Source organism: Actinorectispora metalli (genome assembly GCF_056323685.1).
Genome location: NZ_JBREYE010000001.1, coordinates 226,070 through 245,648, shown reverse-complemented (window position 1 = coordinate 245,648; position 19,579 = coordinate 226,070). Strand labels below are relative to the sequence as shown.

The window sequence follows — 19,579 nt, the reverse complement described above, 5'->3', positions numbered from 1 at the left end:
GATGAGGATCGCGCTTGTCACCGAGGGCACCTACCCGCACGCGTTCGGCGGGGTGAGCGTGTGGTGCGACCAACTCGTGCAGGGCCTTGCCCGGCACAGCTTCGAGGTGGTCGCGCTGATCAGCACCGGCGAGGAACCCGTTCGCTGGGAGCTGCCGCGCAACGTGTCCGCGGTGCGAGCCATCCCGCTGTGGGGCCGCGAGCCGACCGGCTCGCGGTCCACCCGGCGCAGCCGAAGCTGGTTCGCCGCGCTCTGGGCGCAGCTTGTCGACGCCATGCTGGACGACTCAGAGGCCGCGCAGCCGCGGTTCGAGGAGGCGCTGGAGGGGTTGTTCCATTATGGACAGCTGGAGGACCTCGGCGCGGCGCTGCGCGAGGAGTACCCGGTCCGGGTGCTGCTGGAGCGGTGGGCGGCGTCGGGCACCGACATCCTGCCGACGGTGGGGGACGCCATCTCGGCGGTGGAGATGCTGGAGCACTCGCTGCGGCCGCTGGCCGTGACGCCGGTGCACGCCGATGTGGTGCACTGCGTGGCCAACGGGCTCGCCGCCCTGGTCGCGTTGGGCGCCAAATGGTCCTTCGGCAGCCCGTTCCTGCTCACCGAGCACGGCGTCTACCTGCGCGAACGGTATCTGGGCATGCGCAAGAGCCCCTACCGCTGGCCGGTGAAGGCGTTGCTGCTGGCCTTCCAGCGCAGGCTCTGCTCGATGGCCTACCGGCACGCCGACCTCATCGCGCCGGGCAACCAGTACAACCAGCGCTGGGAGGAGAGACTCGGCGCCGATCCCACCAGAATTCAGACCGTCTACAACGGAGTCGACCCCGCGGCCTTCCCAGCGGCGGAGGGCGAACCGGAGGTGCCCACGGTCAGCTGGGCGGGCCGCATCGACCCGATCAAGGACCTGGAGACCGCGATCCGGTCGTTCGCCCTGCTGCGGGAGAAGCTGCCCGAGGCCCGGTTCCGCATCTTCGGCGGCGCACCGGCGGGCCGGGAGGCCTACCTCCAGCGGTGCCGGGACCTGGCCGCCGAACTCGGTGTCGATGACGCCGTCACCTTCGAGGGCCGGGTCGACAACATCAGGGACGCCTACTTCGCCGGGCATGTTGTGGTGCTCTCCAGCATCTCGGAGGGCTTCCCGTACACGTTGATCGAGGCGATGACCTGCGGGCGGCCCACCGTCTCCACCGATGTGGGGGGTTGCGGGGAAGCGGTGGCGGAGACCGGGCTGGTGGTGCCGCCGCGCGATCCGGCGGCCATGGCCGATGCCTGCCACCGGCTGCTCACCGAGCACGACAGGCGGCGGCAGATGGGGGCCGCCGCCCGACTTCGGGCGCTGGAGCTGTTCACCGTCGACAAGGCGATCGGGATCTTCGACGGCATCTACGCCGAGCTCACGCGGTCCGCGTCGAGCCCGGTGCACTGAAGCAGGAAGTGGGGGTGAGGCGTGTGGGAGCGCCGACCTTGGCCGAGTTCGGCGAGTCAGAAGCCGAACCGGTATCGACCAGGACCGTCGACGATGCCGTCGACGGACTGGCCGCGGAAACGATGACATTGTGCGCGAACGCGGTCGACGCCTTCGAGGTGGCCGCGGGCCTGGAGGCCGACGGGCTGACCGACAAGGGAGCCCAGCGCCAGTACGGCGCCCCGGACGTGTTCGAACTCGCCGAAGAGCTGTACGCCAGGACGCCCCGGCTGCCCGACGAGCCGGAGCCCGTGCCGTCGGCCTGGCGGCCGGTGCCGGTCCGGCATGTGCTGCGCGGCCTGCTGTTCGCGCTGCCGGGGCTGAGCTTCATGGTGATCACGCCGCTGGCGGGTACCGGCGGCTACGGCGGGCTGACGCTGCTGGTCTTCGCGCTGGTGGTGTCCTGGGCGTTCGCGCAGGGCCTGGCCTACCTCGGCTACCTGCGCACCGGCTGGGGCCGCCCGCAGGCCGCCGCGTTGCTGCTGCGCCGGGGCCTGCTGGCGGGCGGTCCCGCGCTGGTGCTGCTGATCGTGGGGGCCGGTCTGCTCGCGGGCGCTCCCGGCGGGCTGATCGCCATGGCCGCCGGGCAGAGCGTGTACATGGTGGCCGCCACGGTGGCGTTGGTGCGCGGCGCGGAATGGCGTCTGCTCGGGGTGATCGCGCCCGCCACGCTCGCCGGTGGCTGGCTGCTGGTGTTTCCCGGCGGCCTGACGCCGCTGTGGATCGGCGTCGGGCTGACGCTGGCGGGCACGGTCGCGCTGGCGCTGTGGTGTACCGCGGGCGCCAAGGCTGATGGGGTGCTGCTCACCCGCCTCGACCTGCGGGACACCCTGCCGCACAGCGTGTTCGGGCTGCTCACCGCGGGACTGCTGCTGTTCCCGATGGTGACCGGTGTCGTGGTGGGCCCGCCCAGCGTCCTGCTGGGGCTGCTGGCGCTGCCGCTGTCGGCCAGCATGGGCGCCGCCGAGTGGCTGATGTGCTCCTTTCGCGCCAGGGTGCACCGGCTGCGTCACCACCTGACCTCCTTCGACGGCTTCGTCACCGCGGTCAGGCGGTGGTTGGCGCTCGTCGTCGCCTGCTACATCGCGGTGGCCGCCGCCTTGATCGTCCTGATCGGACTCATCGGCCTCGGCGGTGGGCTGCCCTGGCCGAGCACCGCCGAGATGCTGGGCTCCGCCGGGTACCTCGCACTGGGCGCCGCGTTGTTCGTCGGCCTGCTGTTGCAGTCCATCGGCCGCGCCGCCGCGGTACTCATCGCCTCGTCGACGCTGCTGGCAGCCGAGATCACGGCCGGTGTGCTGGCGGTCTTCGGGCACTGGCGGGTGCCACTGCCCGCGATGACACTCACCGGCTGCGTGGCGCTGTTCGCCGGGCTGCTCGGCTACGGAATGGCACGGGTGCCCCGAGATGTCCGTGCCCTCTAACCCATCCACTGGAGGTTCCTTGTCCGGCAACCACACGCTCGTCGCGGTGACCGGAGCCGATGGCTTCATCGGCTCGCACCTGGTCGAGCTTCTCGTCTCGCAAGGCCACCGCGTGCGGGCGATGGCGCTCTACAACTCCTTCGGTACCTGGGGCTGGCTGGACACGCTGCCCGCCGAGGTGATGTCCGAGGTGGACGTCGTGCTCGGCGACGTCCGCGACCCGGCCAGCGCCGCCGAACTGGTGGAGGGCGCCTCGGTCGTCTACCACCTCGCCGCGCTGATCGCGATCCCATACAGCTACCGCGCGCCGCGGTCCTATGTGGACACCAATGTGATCGGCACCCTCAACGTGCTCGACGCGGTCCGCACCGCGGGCACCCCGCGGCTGGTGCACACCTCGACCAGCGAGACCTACGGCACCGCCATCACCGTGCCCATCAGCGAGAGCCACCCGCTGCAAACCCAGTCGCCCTATGCCGCCTCCAAGCTGTCCGCGGACAAGCTGGTGGAGTCCTACCACCTCAGCTTCGACGTGCCCGCCGTGACGCTGCGGCCCTTCAACACCTTCGGGCCCCGGCAGTCCGCGCGTGCCGTCATCCCCGCCACGGTCAGCCAGCTCGCCGCGGGTTCGCGCCTGCTCAAGCTGGGCGCGCTGGACCCGACCCGGGACTTCCTGTTCGTCAAGGACACCGCGGCCGCCTTCCACGCCGCGGGCACCGCCCCGGCCGCCGCGGTGGTCGGCGAGGTGTTCAACGCCGCGACCAACACCGAGGTCTCCATCGGGCAGCTGGTCGCCGACATCGCCCGGCTGATGAACGCCGACGCCGAGATCATCGCCGACCCGGCCCGGATCCGGCCGAAGAACTCCGAGGTCATGCGGCTGGTCGGCGATGCGAGCAAGTTCACCGAGCGGACCGGCTGGGAACCGGCCAACACCCGTGACGAGGGACTGACCAAGACCATCGAGTGGTTCTGCGACCCGGCCAACCTCGCTCGCTACAAGCCCGATCTGTACAACCAATAAGGAGTGCGGACATGCACGCAGTGATTCTCGCCGGTGGCAAGGGTGTTCGACTTCGTCCGTACACCACCTGCCTGCCCAAGCCACTGGTCCCGATCGGCGACGAGTTCTCCATCCTGGAGATCGTCATGCGGCAACTCGCCCACGGCGGGTTCCGCACGGTCACGCTGGCCATCGGCCACCTCGGCAACATCATCCGGTCCTATGTCGGCGACGGAAGCCAGTGGGGTCTGCGGGTCGACTACGCCACCGAGGAGTCCCCGCTGGGCACCATCGGGCCGTTGTTGTTGTTGAGAGAGAGATTGCCCGAGCACTTTCTCGTCATGAACGGGGATGTGCTCACCGATCTGGACTACTCGGCGCTGCTGCGGCAGCACATCGCCACCGGGTTCCCGCTCACGGTCGCCACCTACGAGCGGCAGGTCAAGATCGATTTCGGGGTGCTGGCGACCGAGGCGGGACGGGTCACCGAGTTCACCGAGAAGCCCACGTTGAACTACCGCGTGAGCATGGGTGTGTACGGGGTCAGCAGGGCCACGCTCGCCGAATACACACCCGGCCTGCCACTCGGGTTCGACGAACTGGTGCTGGATCTCCTCGGCAGAAGAGAAGAGCCCGGCGAGTTCCGTTTCGACGGATACTGGCTGGATATCGGCCGTCCGGATGACTACGACCGGGCAAATGCCGAATTCGACCTGTTGCGCCCCGTACTTCTCAAGGAACATCAGCACTGAGTGCTCGTTGTTCCCGCGTAAGACATGCCTTTTGTGAGGAGTGCGGCATGACAAGGAGGTTCCTGCTGTTGGGAGCCACCGGTTTCATCGGCAGGCAGGTCCATGCGGGGCTGCGCCGCGTTCCGGCCGCGACGGTGATCACCGCAGGCCGGACCGCGGTCGGAGAGAACAACCACCTGCGGGTCGATCTCGGCGCGGCGGAGATCGGCCCGCTGGCCGCTCTGCTCGCGCATGCGGGACCGGATGTGGTCGTCAACTGCGCCGGTGCCGTCGGCGGCGACCCCGCGGCGATGGCCGCGACGAACGCGGTCGGCGCCGGAATTCTGGCCGAGGCCATGTTGCAGGCCATCCCGATGGCGCGGCTGGTCCACCTCGGCTCGGCCGCCGAATACGGCCGAACCACGGTGGGCCAGCCGATCGGGGAGCACACCCCCACCCATCCCGTCGGGGCGTATGGGGTGAGCAAGCTGGCTGCCACCCAGCTCATCTCGGTCGCCAGGGCCGCCGGGCTCAACGCCGTGGTGCTGCGGGTGTTCAACCCGATCGGACCCGGTGCGCCCGCGGGCAGCCTCGCCGGACGGCTGACAGCTCAGTTGCGGCGGGCGGCGGCCGATGCCGAGCCGGTGCGGCTGGGGTCACTGACCGCGCACCGCGACTTCGTGGACGTCCGCGACGTCGCCTCTGCGGTCGTGAACGCCGCCACCGTGGACGGCCTGCCCGGCTGGCTCTACAACGTGGGCAGCGGCGCCCCCACCCGGGTGCGCACGCTGGTCGAGGAACTGGTGCAGATCTCCGGTTTCACCGGGCAGGTGCGGGAGGACGGCGCGGGGTCGGCCCGCTCGGGCGAGGTGCCGTGGCAGCAGGCCGACGTCCGGGCGGCCAAGGAGGATCTGCACTGGCAGCCGAGGATCGCGCTGCGCGCCTCGCTGCGGGACCTGTGGAACGGCGGCACATGATCTCCGTCGCGGTACCCGCCTACTTCCACCCCGTCGTGTCCGCGGCGGACTGGCGGGCGCTGCCCGCGGCGGCGCCATCGGCCGTGGTGGTCAACATCGACAGCGGACCGGGCGGCGCGCCGGAGCCGTGGTTCGCCGAGGTGATCCGCCCGCTGACCACCGCCGGGATCACCGTGCTGGGCTATGTGGACTCCGGCTACGGCCGCTGTCCACAGTGGAGAATCCTCGCCGATGTCCGCCGCTACCAGGAGTTCTACGGCGTCACCGGGGTGTTCCTCGACCAGGTGTCCAGTTCGGACTCCGAGCTCGGCTGGTACCGGCGCCTGGTCAAACGCGTCCGCGCCGCGGGCACCGACCGGCTGGTGCTGAACCCCGGCGTCCACCCGCACGCGGGCTACTTCGAACTCGCGGACGCGGTGGTGACCTTCGAAGGACCGTGGCGCCGCTATGAGCAGGCCGAACTGCCCGCCGCGCCGGAGGCCGCGTGCTGGCACCTGGTGTACGGGACGCCGGCAGAATCGTGTGGTCGCGCCGTGACGCTCGCGGTCGAGCGGGGCGCCGACACTGTGTACGTGACCGACAGGTGGGGAGCCAATCCGTGGGACGGCCTGCCGAGTTACTTCGCGGATCAGCTGGCCATCGCCGGTTCGGCGTCGCCGCCTTCGTCGCCTGCCTCCTCCTAGCGGGCTGTTCGGACCCACCCGAGGCGCCCAAGGTCGGCGAGCCCGCGGCTCCGGTGCCCGCGCGCCCGGCAGGCGAGCGCTGGCTGCCCAAGCCCGGCCTCACCTGGCAGTGGCAGCTGGACGGCCGGGTGGACACCGCGGTGGACGCCCAGGTCTTCGACATCGACGGCGTGGAGAACTCCGCGGGTGTGGTCCGCGACCTGCACGCCCGCGGCCGCAAGGTCATCTGCTACGTCAACGTGGGCGCCGCGGAGGACTTCCGCCCGGACCACCGCCGCTTCCCCGACGAGGTGCTCGGCCGCTCGAACCGCTGGCCCGGCGAGAAGTGGATCGACATCCGGCGCCTTGACGTCCTGGAACCGATCATCGCAGGCCGCTTCGACCAGTGCCGCGACAAGGGCTTCGACGCCGTCGAGGCCGATCTGGTCGACGGCTACCAGGCCGAAACCGGCTTCCCTCTCACCGCGGAGGACCAACTCCGCTTCAACCGGCTGCTGGTCCGCCTCGCCCACGCCCGCGGCCTGTCGATCGGTTTGAAGAACGACCTCGACCAGGTGCTCGAACTGGCCGACGAGTTCGACTTCGCGATCAACGAACAGTGCGTCCAGTACGGCGAGTGCGCCCGCCTTTCCCCGTTCATCGCCGCGGGCAAGGCCGTCTTCCACGTCGAGTACGAGCTGTCCACCGAGGAGTTCTGCCCCTCCACCACAGCCCTGGGATTCAGCTCGCTGCGCAAGAACCTCTCCCTCGACGCCGATCGGTGGGCGTGCTGACGCGCAACCCGCAATCCCCCCACGCGTCAATCGGACAAGGGGGGCAGTAGATGACAAGACGTAGGTGGGCGAGGCTGATCGCGGTGGGCACCGCCGCGTTGGCACTCGCCTTGACTCCATCCGTATGGGTACGAGCCGCGTCGCACCCCGCGGTGTTCGACGCCGACGACGTCCCGGCGACCGAGGTCGCGCTGGTGCTGGGGGCAGGCCTGCGCGACGGACGGCCCACTCCGTTCCTGGCGGGCAGGCTGGACGTGGCGGCCGACCTGTACCGACGCGACAAGGTGAAGGTGCTGCTGCTGAGCGGGGACAACGGCAGGCAGGGCTACGACGAGCCGAGCGCGATGCGGACCTATCTGCGCGACCGCCACGGCATTCCCTGGCAGGCGATCGTCAGGGATTACGCGGGCTTCGACACCTGGGACTCCTGCGTTCGTGCCGAAGACGTCTTCGGCGTGCCCCGCCTGACCGTCGTCACCCAGCACTTCCACCTGCCCAGGGCCGTCGCGGTCTGCCGCGAGGCCGGCGTCGACGCGGTCGGCGTCGGCCACGACTCGTGGCCGGGCCACCTCCCCGGCACCGCCCGCGGCTATGCCCGCGAGGTGCCCGGCGCGTGGAAGGCTATGTGGGACAGCCTGATCGTCCGCCCCGAGCCGGTGTTCGCAGGCCCGAGGGAGACCTCCGTGCGGGAAGCACTCACCCGCTGAGCCGCACCGGCAACTCCAGCAGCCCACGGCTGCGGAACGACGGCTGCCAGCGGACCTCACCCGCCAGGCGCAGTCCTGGAAAACGGACCAGCAGCGCCGCCAATGCGATCTCCAGCTCAAGGCGGGCGAGCGCGGCGCCAAGGCAGAAGTGGATGCCGTGTCCGAGCCCGAGGTGCTGGTTGTCGGAGCGGGCCAGGTCCAGCGAGTCGGGGTCGCTGAACCGGCGGGGATCGCGGTTGGCCGCGGCTAGGTCCAGCAGCACGGTCTGGCCTGCCGGAATCGTGACGCCGCCGATGACGATGTCCCGCAAGGGGAACCGGCGGATCGCCCACTGCGGGGGCGCGTCATAGCGGAGCAGTTCCTCCACCGCCGAGGGAATCATCGACGGATCGCCGCGAAGCTGCCCGAGCAGATCCGGCGTGGTCAGCAGCGCCAGCACGCTGTTGCCGATGAGGTGCACGGAGTTCTCGTAGCCCGCCCACAGGATGAGGAACGCCAGCGAGGTGAGTTCGTCCTCGGACAGGCTGTCCGAGGAGTCGCGGGCCGCGATCATTGCCGAGATGAGGTCGTCCGTGGGCTGGGCACGTTTGCCGCGGATCAGGTCGACGAGGTAGGCGTGCATGTTCAGCACCGCCTGCTTCGCATCGGCGGGTCGTTCGGGATTAGGAGCGATCAGGGCGTTGGTCCAGGTGCGGAAGTCGGCGAGCCCGGCTTCCGGCACGCCGAGCAGTTCCGCGATCACCCGGATCGGCAGCGGGAAGGCCAGCGCGGCCATCAGGTCCACCTCGGAGCGGTCGTCCACGGCATCGAGGAGTTCGGCCGTGATGGCCTCGATCCGGGGACGCAGTGCCGCGACGCGTCGGGCGGTGAAGGCCTTGGCCACCAGGGCGCGCAGCCGGGTGTGGTCGGGCGGGTCCAGGTTCAGCAGGTTGGCGTCCAGCGCGGGCGGCAGGCGGTAGCCGGTATAGCCGCCGGTGGAGTTGACCTTGCTCAGCGACAGGCGCGGATCGGCCAGGCAGGCACGGACATCGGCATACCGCGTGACCAACCAGGCCGTCGAGCCGTCCGGCAGCGTCGCGTGGTGGACGGGAGCCGATTCGCGCAGGTGCTCGTGTATCGGATGCGGGTCGATGGCGAAGGCGGAACCCAGAGACTGCACTTACGGAACCTAGCGGGGACGCGCAAGTGCTTTTCGGGCGGAGCGTGTCACCGGAATGGGCGGTTCCGGGCGGTACAGGCTGCCGTTTGGGCTGGTGAGCTTACCGTCACTGGGGGAAACGCTTTCACGGGAGGAGTCTTCTCGATGCGGAGCTCTGCTCGTACCACCGGGCGGCTTGGCGCCGTCTGTATCGCCGCCCTGCTGACGCTGCCCGCAGCCCTGCCCGCCGCCGCGGCGGCCTCGCCCGCCTCGGCGTTCGCCGCCGACGTCAAGCTCAGCGGCTCGGCGGTGCCGAACAACTCGCTTCAGGTCGCCCAGCTCTCCAGCGTCGACGCGCCGGGGGAGGGCGGGTCGGACCAGGAGGCCCAGGTCGGACCTGACCTGGGGAAGGTCGGCAAGATCCGCCTCGTCTACGGGGAGGCCACCCTTGACGCGGCGAAGAAGACCGCCTTGTCGCTGGGCGGGGTCGGCCGCGTGGAACTGCTGACCGACAACCCGGCCACCACCATCCGGGTGCGGATGGCCGAGGCCACCTGTGAGTCGGCGGCGGGGAAGGTGAAGGGCAGCGCGGCGCTGGTCGAGGCGGTGGTGGGCGCCAAGGCACTGCCCGCCAAGCCCGAGCCGAACACCAAGGTGACGGTGCCGAACCCGGCCGATCCGGCCAAACCGTTGATTCAGGCCGTGCTCAACGAGGTGATCACCAACCAGGACGGCAGCATCACGGTCAACGCGCTGCGCCTCACGCTGTCCATCCCGGAGGCGGGCAACGCGACGGCCAAGGCCATCGAAGGGGAGGTCGTCCTCGGGTCCGCCTCCTGCGCACCCGTCACGTAGTGGCCACCAACTCCGCCGCCTGCGTCGGGGCGGGCGTGCGGCGGCGGAGGCTGGTGAGCGCGATGCCCGCCAGCACCAGCACACCCGCGACAAGCTGCCATGGGCCGATGCTCTCGTGCAGGAACAGCACCGCCGAGAGCATGCCGAAGATCGGCACCAGCAGGGAGTACACCGCGACCTGCCCGGCGCCGTAGCGGCTGAGCAGCCAGCTCCAGGCGCCGAAGCCGACGATCGTGGAGATGTAGGCGATGTAGGCCAGGGACAGCATCCCGCGCGTGGTCAGGTTGGTCATCGCGGCGGTGATCGCGTCAACGCCCTCGGTCGCGACGGACAGGGCCAGCAGCGGCAGCGGCGGGACGAGGCTGACCCACACGATGAACGACACCGCGTTGTCCGGTTTGGCCTTGCGGGTGGTGATGTTGCCCAGGCCCCACATGGCCGCCGCGCCGATGGCCAGGGCGAACGCGCCGAGTGGGCCTGCCTGGCCGAAGTCGACGGCCGCGACGCCGATTCCGGTGAAGGCGATGAGCATGCCCGCGAGCTGGCGTCGGGTCGGGCGTTCGGCCAGGAACAGGGCGGCGAAGGCCACCGTGAACAAGGCCTGGATCTGCAACACCAGCGAGGACAGCCCGGCGGGCATGCCGAGCCGCAGGGCGAGATAGAGCAGCGCGTACTGGGCGGCGCACAGCGTCAGGCCGGTCGCGACCAGCCACTTCCAGGACACGTTCGGCCTGGGCAGGAAAAAGATCAGGGGGAAGATGACGGCCACGAAGCGGAGCGCGGCGAACAGGATCGGCGGAAAGTCCAACAGCCCCAGTGAGAGTGTGACGAAGTTGAATCCCCAGATGGCGGCGATCAGGACCGCGAGCGCGGTGTGTCGGGAAGTCACACCGCCCATATTCGATCGGATAACTATTTAGAACAAGCAATTATCCGTTAACCGCATCGTGTAGCGTCGCTTAGGTGTTTGACCTTGAACGTCTGCGGGCGTTGCACGCGGTGTCGGTCTGCGGGTCCGTCAGGTCCGCCGCTGACCTGCTGCACGTGACGCCGTCGGCCGTCTCGCAGCAACTGGCCAAGCTGGAGCGTGAGCTCGGCCAGCCGCTGCTGGAGCGCAACGGCCGGGGCATCCGGCTGACGGATGCAGGCACGCTGCTGGCCGATCACGCGGACCGGATTCTCACCCAGGTCCGCCAGGCCGCGGCCGATCTGGAGGATCACCGCACCACGGTGATCGGGCATCTGCGCATCGGCGCCTTCGCCACCGCGGCCCGCGGGCTGCTGGCCGACGCCATCGTGCGGGCCGACGCGCTGCACCCTCGGCTGAGTGTCGAGCTGATCGAACTGGAGCCCATCGAGGCGGTGCAGCTGGTCGACCGCGGCGACCTCGACCTCGCGCTGGTCCAGGACTGGCCGAACGTGGCGATGGAGGTGCCCGAGGGCATCGCCCGCGCCGCGCTGCTCGACGACACCGCCGATCTCGTGTTGCCCGCGGCCCACCCGCTCGCCGACCGTGAACTGATCGACCTCGAGGCGGTGGCGGGGGAGCGGTGGGTGATCCAGCCGCCCGGCCAGGTCTGCCACTCCTGGCTGATGCACACCCTCCGCGGGATCGGCGTCGAGCCGATCGTGGCGCACACCGCCCCGGAGTACCAGACGCACCTCGCCCTCGTCGCCGCCGGTCTCGGCGTCGCGGTGGTACCGAGGCTGGGCCGCACCTGGGTGCCGCCGGAGGTGCGGATCGTTCGGGTGCGGCCGACCCTGGTCCGCCACGTCTATGCCATCTGGCGCGCTGAAACCGGCAGGCGGCCCGCGGTGCGGGCGGTGTTGGACGTGCTCAGGGACTGCTCAGCGGACACTTGAGACGTGGGCGTCGCGGCCCGCGCCCCAGCCCGCGATGGACTGGCCCACGCAGAACACCACGATCGCCAGCACCGGAGTGAGCCAGCCGCCGGTCAGGTCGTGCAGCAGGCCGAAGCCCAGCGGGCCGAGGCCGGAGATCAGGTAGCCAATGCTCTGGGCCATGCCGGACAGGCTCGCCGCGACGCTCGGGTCGGCGGCGCGCAGGCCGATCAGCGTCAGGGCGAGGGCGAAACCGGCGCCTTGCGCCAAACCGAGCAGGCCCGCCCACAGCCAGATGGTGGCGACCGGGGCGAGCAGGATGCCGAGGAAGCCCACCGCAACGCAGATGCCGATGGCCACCGTCAGACCGCGTTGATCGCGCAGGCGGCCGACCACGACCGGCATCAGCAGGTTTCCGACGACCTGGAGCAGCAGGGACATCGACAGCAGCAGACCCGCCGTCACCTGGTCAAGACCGCGGCTGACGGCCAGCGTGGGCAGCCAGGCGAACACGGTGTACGCCAGCAGCGACTGGATGCCCATGAACAGCGTGACCTGCCAGGCCAGCCTGCTGCCGAGCAGGGAGCGGATGGTCGGTGAGCGCATGCCGTGGCCGTTGCGGCTGGAGATGTGCGGCAGCCAGCCGAGGAAGCCGATGACCACCAGCACCGCCAGCGTGGCCAGCGCGTAGCGCCAGTTCCAGCCGGTGGCCTGCTCGAACGGCACGATCGCGCCCGCTGCGACCGCCGCGCCGAAGGTGAGGCTCATCGTGTACACCGCGGTGACCAGCGGGACCCGCGTCGGGTACTCGCGCTTGATCACGCTGGGCAGCACCACGTTCGCCACGCCGATCGCGGCGCCGATCAGGACCGTTCCCGCGTACAGCGCGGTCACAGAGGGGATGATCCGCAGCAGGATGCCCGCCAGCAGCACCGGCATGCAGGCCAGCACCAGCCGCTGTTCGCCGAGCAGATCGCGCAGCCGGGGGGTGAGCAGCGCGAACACGCCGAGGCAGAGCAGCGGGAGCATCGTCAGCAGCCCTGCCGCGGTGGCCGACAGCGACAGGTCACGTTGGATCTCGCCGAGGATCGGGCCGATCGAGCTGATCGGCGGACGCAGGTTCAGCGCGACCAGCACGATGCCGGAGATGAGCAGCAGTGAGCCCCGTCGGGTGCCGTGGGCGGCTTCGGGCGGCGTGGCTAGCTGGGTCACGCTGCTTCCCATCTGTGTGACGGCGAGACGACAGACATCCTATGTCTTACGTCTATCCTGGCAACCGTACGATGACAGAACTCACGGCCAGGGAGGTGCGGATGCCGTTGCAGCCGATCAGGCGGGGCTCGACGGTGGAGGCCGTCATCGAGGCGCTGCAAGAGGAACTCGCCAGCGGCTCTTGGACCGTGGGCCAGCGGATACCCGCGGAGGCCGCGCTCGCCGAGCAGCTGTCGGTGAGCAGGCCGGTGGTCCGGGAGGCGGTGCGCAGCCTCGTGCAGTTGGGCCTGCTCGAACTGCGCCGCGGCACCGGTACCTTCGTGCTGACCAGCGCGAACCCCGCCGCCTTTCTCGGCAAGCTGCGCCGAGCCAGGGTGCGCGACATCTTCGAGGTGCAACTCGCCTACGACATGCAGGCCGCCCGGCTGGCCGCGCTGCGCCGCACCGACGAGGACCTGGCGAGGCTCGCGGACCTGCTCCGCCGCCGCGACGCCGTGGCCACCTCCGACATCCCGGCCTTCGCCGCCGAGGACTCCCGCTTCCACCTCGCGGTGGCCGAGGCCGCGCACAACCCCGTGCTGCTGGAGGCCTACCGCTACTTCGCCGACCGGCTGCGCGAGGCGCTGTACGGCTTCTTCACCGACGCCGAACTGCCGCACGGGGATCCGCAGTCGCACCAGGAACTGTTCGACGCCATCGCCCACCGGGAGCCCGACCTCGCGGTGAAGGCGGTGCGGCAGATCCTGGAGCCGACCCTGGACCTGCTGGACGCGGCTTTGACGAAAGATCTACGGGACAAGGCGAATTGATCTGGTGTATCGTTCGTGGTACGGGTTGGCCGTAGTTTTTGTGTGTCGTGTCATCAGCACGCCCGCGTAGAACGATGTTGTGAACGCTTGCCTTCAGGATTCTGGAGAAGTTGTTTAGACCGGCCCGGGGACCGCACGGTGCGGGCTCCGTCCAGACCCTGTGAGGAGCGAATACAGCATGGCTAAGGGCACCGTCAAGTGGTTCAACGCGGAGAAGGGCTTCGGCTTCATCTCTCAGGAGAACGGCCCGGACGTCTTTGTGCACTACTCGGAGATCGATGGCCGCGGCTTCCGCAGCCTCGAGGAGAACCAGGCCGTCGAGTTCGACGTGACCCAGGGCCCCAAGGGCCCGCAGGCCACCGCCGTTCGCGTGCTCTGAGTTTCTGACTTGAAAAGGCCGGTACCCGCGCGGTACCGGCCTTTTCGCTTCGTCGTGGACGAGGCGGGTCCGCGGCAACTCTGCCAACACCCGCTGTGTCCGACCCGGTGAGTCCTAGCGGGGCCGGACGTGCTGGTAGGCGAGCTTCGGCGTGGCCGAGGCGATGTCCACCGTGTAGGCGTCCAGCGTCAGCCGCTCCGCGGTGATCTTGGCGACCATGAAGCCGCGGGCGCCGAAGTCCTGCCAGACCGCGGGGTTGGTGACGTTGCTGGCGCCCGAGTTGGTCTTGGCCGACGCCCCGCACACCACCTGCTGCGTGCCGTGGATCGGCTTGAGGATCTGCATGCTGTGGTCGTGGCCGGACAACACGAAGTCCGCCTTACCCACCACGACCTCCTCGAACAGTTCCTTGAGGTGGATGCCGCTGGCGTAGTGGCCGCCGGTGATGCCGTCGTAGGCACCGGCGTTGCCGTGCTTGCCGTTGTTCTTGTACGGGTGGTGCGTGAGCACGATCTTCCAGGTCGCCGCGGACCGGGCGAGCCGCTGCACCAGCCATTCCTTCTGCTGCTTCATGTACGGGCCGTCCCAGGCGTAGTGCGGGTCGGTCTGCATGACGCTGGAGGCCAGCGGCGTGGTGTCCAGCCCGAAGAACTCCACGTAGGGGTAGACCTCCGGCAGGGCCAGGTTGTAGTAGCGGGAGGGCATGTACCAGCGCTGGCTGGTGCGGGCGTAGGCCACCTCGTGGTCGCCGCGGGAGGGGCGGCCGCCGCTGCCGGGGATGATCCCCGAGCAGTCGTGGTTGCCCAGCACCATCAGCCACGGCACGTCGATGCCCGCGTTGGGGGTCTCGAACTTGGTCTGGAACTCGTCGTCGTCCGCGCTCTCCGGGCCGTCCTCGTAGATGTTGTCGCCGAGGCCGACGGCCAGCCCGACGCCGCGTTCGCGGCTGATCTGGCGGGCCGCCTTGGCCACGGCGTACTGGGCGGCATCTCCGGTACCGGCATCGCCGGTGATCAACACCGTCAGCTCCCGGCCGGTCGGCATCGGGAACTTACTCGCGGCCTGGGCGGTGGTGGGCAGCAGGCCGATGGTGGCCGCGGTGGCGGCCAGGGCGCCGGCGCCGGCGAGAAGCTCCCGCCGGCTCAGGTTTGTTCGGGTCACGGAGACAGGATGGAATGTGAATAGTTGTCGCGTCCAGTACTGTCACAAACTCGCCGCGAGCTCGCTTCCCTGCTTGATCGCGCGCTTGGCGTCCAGCTCAGCGGCCACATCGGCGCCACCGATCAGGTGCACCGGCAACCCGGCGTTCACCAACTCTTCGTGCAGGTCGCGACGTGATTCCTGTCCCGCGCAGATCACCACGTGGTCGACGTCGAGCACCCGTCCCGGCTGGTCGGCGAAGCCGATGTGCAGGCCCGCGTCGTCGACCCGCTCGTAGACCGCGCCCGCGATCATCTCCACCTTTTTGTCCTTCAGCGCCGTCCGGTGCACCCAGCCGGTGGTCTTGCCGAGCCCCTTGCCGAGGCTGGTGTTCTTGCGCTGCAACAGGAAGATCTTGCGGGGAGACGGTTCGACCTGCTTGGTGGTCAGGCCGCCCCGAGCCTGCTCGGGATCGGTGACGCCCCATTCCCGCTTCCAGGCCGCGACGTCCAGGGTGGGGGAGACCTCGTGGCTGAGGAACTCGCTGACGTCGAAGCCGATGCCGCCCGCGCCGACCACCGCGACCTTCCCGCCGACGGTGACCCTGCCGGTGAGGACGTCCGCATAGGACACGACCTTGGCGTGGTCGATGCCCGCGATGGCGGGGATCCGCGGCGTGACACCGGTGGCCAGCACGATCTCGTCGTAGCCCCCCGCGGCCAGTTCGTCCGCGGTGGCCTTGTGGCCCAGGGTGACCTTGACGCCGGTCAGCTCCAGTTGGCGGCGGTAGTAGCGCAGCGTCTCGCTGAACTCCTCCTTGCCGGGGATGCGCTTGGCCAGGTTGAACTGCCCGCCGATCTCGTCGGCGGCCTCGAACAGCTCCACCTGGTGACCGCGCCCGGCGGCCACCGTCGCGCAGGCCAGGCCCGCGGGTCCGGCGCCGACCACCGCGATGCGCTTGGGGGAGCGGGTGGTGAGGTAGACCAGCTTGGTCTCGCGGCCCGCGCGGGGGTTGAGCAGGCAGGTGGCCTTCTGGTTCTTGAAGGTGTGGTCCAGGCAGGCCTGGTTGCAGGCGATGCAGGTGTTGATCTCATCGGCGCGTCCCGATGCGGCCTTGGCCACCCAATCCGGGTCGGCCAGCAGCGGGCGGGCCATCGAGATCAGGTCGGCGTCGCCGCTGGCCAGGATGTCCTCGGCGGTGTCCGGCATGTTGATGCGGTTGCTGGCCATCACCGGGATGCCCACCTCGGGCTTGAGTTTCGCGGTGATCTCGCGGAACGCGGCGCGCGGCACCGAGGTGACGATGGTGGGCACCCTGGCCTCGTGCCAGCCGATGCCGGTGTTGATGATCGTCGCGCCCGCCTGCTCGACGGCCCTGGCCAATCGTACGACCTCGTCCCAGGTCTGGCCGTTCGGGATGAGGTCGAGCAGCGACATGCGGTAGACGATGATGAAGTCCTCGCCCACGGCCCTGCGCACGGAGCGGACCACCTCGACCGGCAGCCGCATCCGGTTGTCGTAGCTGCCGCCCCACTCGTCGGTGCGCTTGTTGGTGTGGGTGGCGAGGAACTGGTTGAGCAGGTAGCCCTCGGACGCCATGATCTCGACGCCGTCGTAGCCCGCCTCCCGCGCCAGTTCGGCGGTGCGGCCGTAGTCGTCGATCAGCGAGCGGATGCCCCGCCGGGACAGTGCCCTCGGCTTGAACGGGGTGATCGGCGACTTGACCGCGGAGGCGGAGACGGAGATCGGGGTGTAGCCGTAGCGGCCCGCGTGCAGGATCTGCAACGCGATCTTGCCGTCCTCGGCGTGCACCGCGTCGGTGATCACCCGGTGCTTGGCCGCCGCCGACCGGGAGGCCAGCCGGGAGCCGAACGGCAGCAGCCAGCCCTGCCGGTTCGGCGCGAACCCGCCGGTGATGGCCAGCGCGATGCCGCCCTTGGCGCGTTCGGCGAAGTAGGCGGCCAACTCCGGGAAGTGGCTCTCCCGGTCTTCGAGGCCGGTGTGCATGGAACCCATCACCACGCGGTTGCGCAGCGTGGTGAAGCCGAGGTCGAGTGGCTCCATCAGGTGCGGGAAGGGTGTCATCGCTGTTCCGATCGCGGTCCGGTGGTGGGTTGCAGTACAGCCAGTACCTCGTCCAGCCAGGCGATGAGATGCTGCTCGTACAGCAGCCCGCCGCGCAGCACGACGTGGTGGACGTTCTTGGCGCGGTCCGCCGACGGTTCGGCGAAGTCCCGCTTCTCGATGTGGCGGTAGGTGTCCAGCCGCTCGGCATGCAGGTCGCGGTGGCGCCTGACTTCGTCGATCAGTGGCGCGGGGTCGGTGAAGGCGGCGGCGCGGATCTTCACGGCCAGTTCGAACCGCATGCCCTCGGGCTCGGCGGTCTCGCCCATCCAGCGCTGGATCTCGGCGTGGCCCGCCTGGCTGATCGCGTAGACCTTCTTGTCCTGCCGCGCGTTCTCCTCGGCGGGCTGGACGGCGATCCAGCCGTCGCTCTCCATGCGCCGCAGCACCCGGTAGATCTGCTGGTGGGTGGCCGACCAGAAAAAGCCGATGGACCGGTCGAACCGCCGCGCGAGCTCGTACCCGCTGCCCGCCTGCTCGGCCAGCGACACCAGGATCGCATGCTCCAACGCCATGCTACTGAACAGTAATATGCACCGAGTTGCAGTGCAACCAGTTGCAGATCACGCCTGGTCGGTCACTACACCGGCATCAGCGCCCTGGTGGACGGTGAGCGTTCCGACTGCGGCGGCAGGTGCGAGTGGGTGTTGCGGGCGATGATCACCGAGTTGACCACGTCGTTCATCGGGTGCACGACGGTGACGGGGGTGAAGCCGATCAGGTCGTGGACGTCCAGGCGCGGGTAGAGCAGGGTGCGCAGGCCCTCGGCGGAGCGGGCCAGCAGGAGGCCGTCGCGGGGGAGTTGGCGGTGCAGGGCGAGGAGCACGGCCGCCTTCTCCGCCCTGGTCAGGCCCACCAGAGCGGCGAGCACCACCACATCGGAGTGGGAGGGGGTCGCGGGCAGGTCGGCGGCGTCGCGGCAGTCGAACTCGATGCCGGTCAGACCAAGCCTGGCGACCACGCGCTCCGCCAGTTCGCACGCTGTGGGGCAGTTGTCGATGTTGACCGAGTGGACACCGAAGTCGCGGGCCAGCACGATCGAGGTCAGCGGAAGCGGTCCGGCACCGGCGAAGGTCACCCGCCGCAGCGGGACCGTGGTGATGCCGCTGAGGCTGTGGTACTCCAGCCGGGCCAGCCTGCGGTAGTTGTCGAAATAGGGGAAACGGAGCAATTCCCGTTCCGGATCGGCGGCGGCGGAAATGCGCCGGGACCAGTGTTCCTCCAGTGCGTACTCTCCGCGGGCACACAGTTCGTGCAGACTTGATTGAATTGCCAGGAGTTCTTTGTCGCGAAGGATGTGCAACAAATCCTCACCCTGGCGGTGTCGGGTGAGCTCCACCAACTCCGTGAAGGCGTGGTTCACGACCGGTTGCGGCACAAGGCTTTCCGCTGATCGAAGCCGCTGGTGAAGCTGGATGACCCGGTCCAGGAGCCGCTGCGCCGACTGTGTCACGAGTGAACTCCCGGGAAGTCGTTGCCGGATTGCCGAAACAGATGTTAGCGGTTCTTGTGTGCAAAACCGGTGCGATTGTGTAGCGACTGTGTTAGTGCTGACAGTTGGTTGTTGCAACTTCTATGCAATACTCCTGGCTTATGCAGGGAAACGCATCGGAGGCCGTCGCCCACTACTGGGATCGACGGGCGGAGAGCTACGACGCCCAACCGAGCACGCTCGGCCGCCAGGCCGACTGGTGCGCCGCGGTCGCCGCCGTGCTGCACGCCGAAGGTGCTCGGGGCAGCGCGCTGGATGTCGGCTGTGGCACCGGCCTGTTCACCCAGGCGCTGTGCTCGGCGGGGTTGAGCGTCGCGGGTGTCGACCTGAGCGAGTCCATGCTGACCCACGCCCGACGCAGGCTGCCCGCGGCGCCGTTCGTCCGGCATCAGGCCGTGTTGGACGCCGCGACCCTCGGCCTACCGGTCCCGCCGAACGGCTTCGACGTGATCGCCGCCCGCAACGTGCTGTGGACGCTGCCCGACCCGGTGGCGGCGCTGCGCAGTTGGGAGGCGCTACTGGCGCCAGGTGGGCTGATCCTGGTCGCCGACGGCCAGTGGAACCGGCCGGGCAGGCTGCTGCGCGGGCTGCTCCAGACGCGCCGATCCCGTCGGCTGCCGCTGCGCTACCTGTGGACCTACCTGCGCGACCGCCGGGAGCTGCCGCTCTGGCACGGTGTCGGCGCCCGCGAACTGCGCCGACTCGCCGACAGCACCGGGCTGGTGATCAGCGGGCGACACGAGGACGCTTTCCCGCGGTCGCCCTATCCGGGGACCGAGTTCGTGTTCGCCACGCTGCGCAGGGCAACCGTCCCCGCGACCGCGTAAT

20 protein-coding genes are annotated in these 19,579 nt (G+C 69.5%); 13 read left to right on the top strand and 7 right to left on the bottom strand.

Annotated features, from left to right (window positions below):
- Nucleotide 1: 1 nt before the first annotated feature.
- Genes pelF through ACU6XJ_RS01100 form a run of 8 tightly spaced genes read left to right on the top strand, consistent with a single transcriptional unit; the run spans nt 2 to nt 7,760 of the window.
- A complete protein-coding gene (gene pelF, locus ACU6XJ_RS01135) occupies nt 2–1,423 on the top strand; it encodes a GT4 family glycosyltransferase PelF (RefSeq protein ID WP_476305886.1) in 1,422 nt (473 codons plus the stop codon).
- Between the two features lie 23 nt (nt 1,424–1,446).
- Complete coding sequence (locus ACU6XJ_RS01130; RefSeq protein ID WP_476305884.1) at nt 1,447–2,886, top strand: hypothetical protein; 1,440 nt, start codon at nt 1,447–1,449, stop codon at nt 2,884–2,886.
- Nucleotides 2,887–2,932: 46 nt separating this feature from the next.
- Nucleotides 2,933–3,910 (top strand): GDP-mannose 4,6-dehydratase, encoded by a 978-nt coding sequence (locus tag ACU6XJ_RS01125; RefSeq protein WP_476305882.1) that lies wholly within the window; start codon nt 2,933–2,935, stop codon nt 3,908–3,910.
- Between the two features lie 11 nt (nt 3,911–3,921).
- Entirely contained in the window at nt 3,922–4,641 is a 720-nt protein-coding gene (locus tag ACU6XJ_RS01120) for a sugar phosphate nucleotidyltransferase (RefSeq protein WP_476305879.1), read from the top strand.
- 47 nt (nt 4,642–4,688) lie between these two features.
- A complete protein-coding gene (locus ACU6XJ_RS01115; protein ID WP_476305877.1) occupies nt 4,689–5,597 on the top strand; it encodes an NAD-dependent epimerase/dehydratase family protein in 909 nt (302 codons plus the stop codon).
- A complete protein-coding gene (locus tag ACU6XJ_RS01110) occupies nt 5,594–6,280 on the top strand; it encodes a spherulation-specific family 4 protein (RefSeq protein WP_476305874.1) in 687 nt (228 codons plus the stop codon). Before ACU6XJ_RS01115 ends, ACU6XJ_RS01110 begins: the two co-directional genes overlap by 4 nt.
- On the top strand, nt 6,196–7,053 hold the full coding sequence (locus ACU6XJ_RS01105; RefSeq protein WP_476305873.1) for an endo alpha-1,4 polygalactosaminidase: 858 nt from the start codon (nt 6,196–6,198) through the stop codon (nt 7,051–7,053). The genes ACU6XJ_RS01110 and ACU6XJ_RS01105 overlap by 85 nt, the downstream gene beginning before the upstream one ends.
- Before the next feature lie 50 nt (nt 7,054–7,103).
- The gene (locus ACU6XJ_RS01100; protein ID WP_476305871.1) at nt 7,104–7,760 is read left to right on the top strand and encodes a SanA/YdcF family protein; all 657 of its coding nucleotides are present in this window, start codon (nt 7,104–7,106) and stop codon (nt 7,758–7,760) included.
- Here ACU6XJ_RS01100 and ACU6XJ_RS01095 read toward each other — a convergent pair.
- Nucleotides 7,750–8,919: a cytochrome P450 family protein gene (locus ACU6XJ_RS01095; protein ID WP_476305870.1), complete on the bottom strand. Its 1,170-nt coding sequence runs from the start codon at nt 8,917–8,919 to the stop codon at nt 7,750–7,752. The two genes, ACU6XJ_RS01100 and ACU6XJ_RS01095, sit on opposite strands and share 11 nt — an antisense overlap.
- Before the next feature lie 144 nt (nt 8,920–9,063).
- Here ACU6XJ_RS01095 and ACU6XJ_RS01090 point away from each other — a divergent pair, with 144 nt between their 5' ends.
- The gene (locus ACU6XJ_RS01090) at nt 9,064–9,753 is read left to right on the top strand and encodes a choice-of-anchor P family protein (RefSeq protein ID WP_476305868.1); all 690 of its coding nucleotides are present in this window, start codon (nt 9,064–9,066) and stop codon (nt 9,751–9,753) included.
- On the opposite strand, the gene ACU6XJ_RS01085 is transcribed toward ACU6XJ_RS01090, so the two are convergent.
- Nucleotides 9,746–10,642, bottom strand: coding sequence for an EamA family transporter (locus ACU6XJ_RS01085; protein ID WP_476305866.1), 897 nt, complete (start codon nt 10,640–10,642; stop codon nt 9,746–9,748). The genes ACU6XJ_RS01090 and ACU6XJ_RS01085 overlap by 8 nt on opposite strands.
- A 74-nt stretch (nt 10,643–10,716) precedes the next feature.
- On the opposite strand from ACU6XJ_RS01085, the gene ACU6XJ_RS01080 reads away from it, so the two are divergent.
- Nucleotides 10,717–11,616, top strand: coding sequence for a LysR family transcriptional regulator (locus tag ACU6XJ_RS01080; RefSeq protein ID WP_476305864.1), 900 nt, complete (start codon nt 10,717–10,719; stop codon nt 11,614–11,616).
- On the opposite strand, the gene ACU6XJ_RS01075 is transcribed toward ACU6XJ_RS01080, so the two are convergent.
- Entirely contained in the window at nt 11,602–12,819 is a 1,218-nt protein-coding gene (locus ACU6XJ_RS01075; protein WP_476305862.1) for a CynX/NimT family MFS transporter, read from the bottom strand. The two genes, ACU6XJ_RS01080 and ACU6XJ_RS01075, sit on opposite strands and share 15 nt — an antisense overlap.
- A gap of 59 nt (nt 12,820–12,878) precedes the next feature.
- On the opposite strand from ACU6XJ_RS01075, the gene ACU6XJ_RS01070 reads away from it, so the two are divergent.
- Together ACU6XJ_RS01070 and ACU6XJ_RS01065 are read left to right on the top strand one after the other, a co-directional pair.
- Nucleotides 12,879–13,616, top strand: a complete 738-nt coding sequence (locus ACU6XJ_RS01070; RefSeq protein WP_476305860.1) for a FadR/GntR family transcriptional regulator — start codon at nt 12,879–12,881, stop codon at nt 13,614–13,616.
- 178 nt (nt 13,617–13,794) lie between these two features.
- A complete protein-coding gene (locus ACU6XJ_RS01065; RefSeq protein WP_476305858.1) occupies nt 13,795–13,995 on the top strand; it encodes a cold-shock protein in 201 nt (66 codons plus the stop codon).
- Nucleotides 13,996–14,109: 114 nt separating this feature from the next.
- Here the strand turns inward: ACU6XJ_RS01065 and ACU6XJ_RS01060 are convergent, their stop codons facing one another.
- The 4 genes from ACU6XJ_RS01060 to ACU6XJ_RS01045 all read right to left on the bottom strand — a co-directional run bounded on the left by ACU6XJ_RS01060 (nt 14,110) and on the right by ACU6XJ_RS01045 (nt 18,712).
- Entirely contained in the window at nt 14,110–15,156 is a 1,047-nt protein-coding gene (locus ACU6XJ_RS01060) for a metallophosphoesterase (protein WP_476305856.1), read from the bottom strand.
- A gap of 42 nt (nt 15,157–15,198) precedes the next feature.
- A complete protein-coding gene (locus ACU6XJ_RS01055; protein ID WP_476305854.1) occupies nt 15,199–17,220 on the bottom strand; it encodes an oxidoreductase in 2,022 nt (673 codons plus the stop codon).
- Entirely contained in the window at nt 17,217–17,774 is a 558-nt protein-coding gene (locus tag ACU6XJ_RS01050; protein WP_476305852.1) for a PadR family transcriptional regulator, read from the bottom strand. Before ACU6XJ_RS01050 ends, ACU6XJ_RS01055 begins: the two co-directional genes overlap by 4 nt.
- A gap of 65 nt (nt 17,775–17,839) precedes the next feature.
- A complete protein-coding gene (locus tag ACU6XJ_RS01045; protein WP_476305849.1) occupies nt 17,840–18,712 on the bottom strand; it encodes a nicotianamine synthase family protein in 873 nt (290 codons plus the stop codon).
- Between the two features lie 140 nt (nt 18,713–18,852).
- Here ACU6XJ_RS01045 and ACU6XJ_RS01040 point away from each other — a divergent pair, with 140 nt between their 5' ends.
- Nucleotides 18,853–19,578 (top strand): class I SAM-dependent methyltransferase, encoded by a 726-nt coding sequence (locus ACU6XJ_RS01040; protein ID WP_476305846.1) that lies wholly within the window; start codon nt 18,853–18,855, stop codon nt 19,576–19,578.
- The last annotated feature ends 1 nt before the right edge of the window (nt 19,579 follow it).

Excerpts from the sequence above, each read along its gene's own strand:
- pelF (WP_476305886.1), top strand. The coding sequence starts at position 2 with ATGAGGATCGCGCTTGTCACCGAGGGCACCTACCCGCACGCGTTCGGC.
- ACU6XJ_RS01120 (WP_476305879.1), top strand. The coding sequence starts at position 3,922 with ATGCACGCAGTGATTCTCGCCGGTGGCAAGGGTGTTCGACTTCGTCCG.
- ACU6XJ_RS01115 (WP_476305877.1), top strand. The coding sequence starts at position 4,689 with ATGACAAGGAGGTTCCTGCTGTTGGGAGCCACCGGTTTCATCGGCAGG.
- ACU6XJ_RS01110 (WP_476305874.1), top strand. The coding sequence starts at position 5,594 with ATGATCTCCGTCGCGGTACCCGCCTACTTCCACCCCGTCGTGTCCGCG.
- ACU6XJ_RS01100 (WP_476305871.1), top strand. The coding sequence starts at position 7,104 with ATGACAAGACGTAGGTGGGCGAGGCTGATCGCGGTGGGCACCGCCGCG.
- ACU6XJ_RS01090 (WP_476305868.1), top strand. The coding sequence starts at position 9,064 with ATGCGGAGCTCTGCTCGTACCACCGGGCGGCTTGGCGCCGTCTGTATC.
- ACU6XJ_RS01075 (WP_476305862.1), bottom strand. The coding sequence starts at position 12,819 with ATGGGAAGCAGCGTGACCCAGCTAGCCACGCCGCCCGAAGCCGCCCAC.
- ACU6XJ_RS01070 (WP_476305860.1), top strand. The coding sequence starts at position 12,879 with ATGACAGAACTCACGGCCAGGGAGGTGCGGATGCCGTTGCAGCCGATC.
- ACU6XJ_RS01065 (WP_476305858.1), top strand. The coding sequence starts at position 13,795 with ATGGCTAAGGGCACCGTCAAGTGGTTCAACGCGGAGAAGGGCTTCGGC.
- ACU6XJ_RS01055 (WP_476305854.1), bottom strand. The coding sequence starts at position 17,220 with ATGACACCCTTCCCGCACCTGATGGAGCCACTCGACCTCGGCTTCACC.
- ACU6XJ_RS01050 (WP_476305852.1), bottom strand. The coding sequence starts at position 17,774 with ATGGCGTTGGAGCATGCGATCCTGGTGTCGCTGGCCGAGCAGGCGGGC.
- ACU6XJ_RS01040 (WP_476305846.1), top strand. The coding sequence starts at position 18,853 with ATGCAGGGAAACGCATCGGAGGCCGTCGCCCACTACTGGGATCGACGG.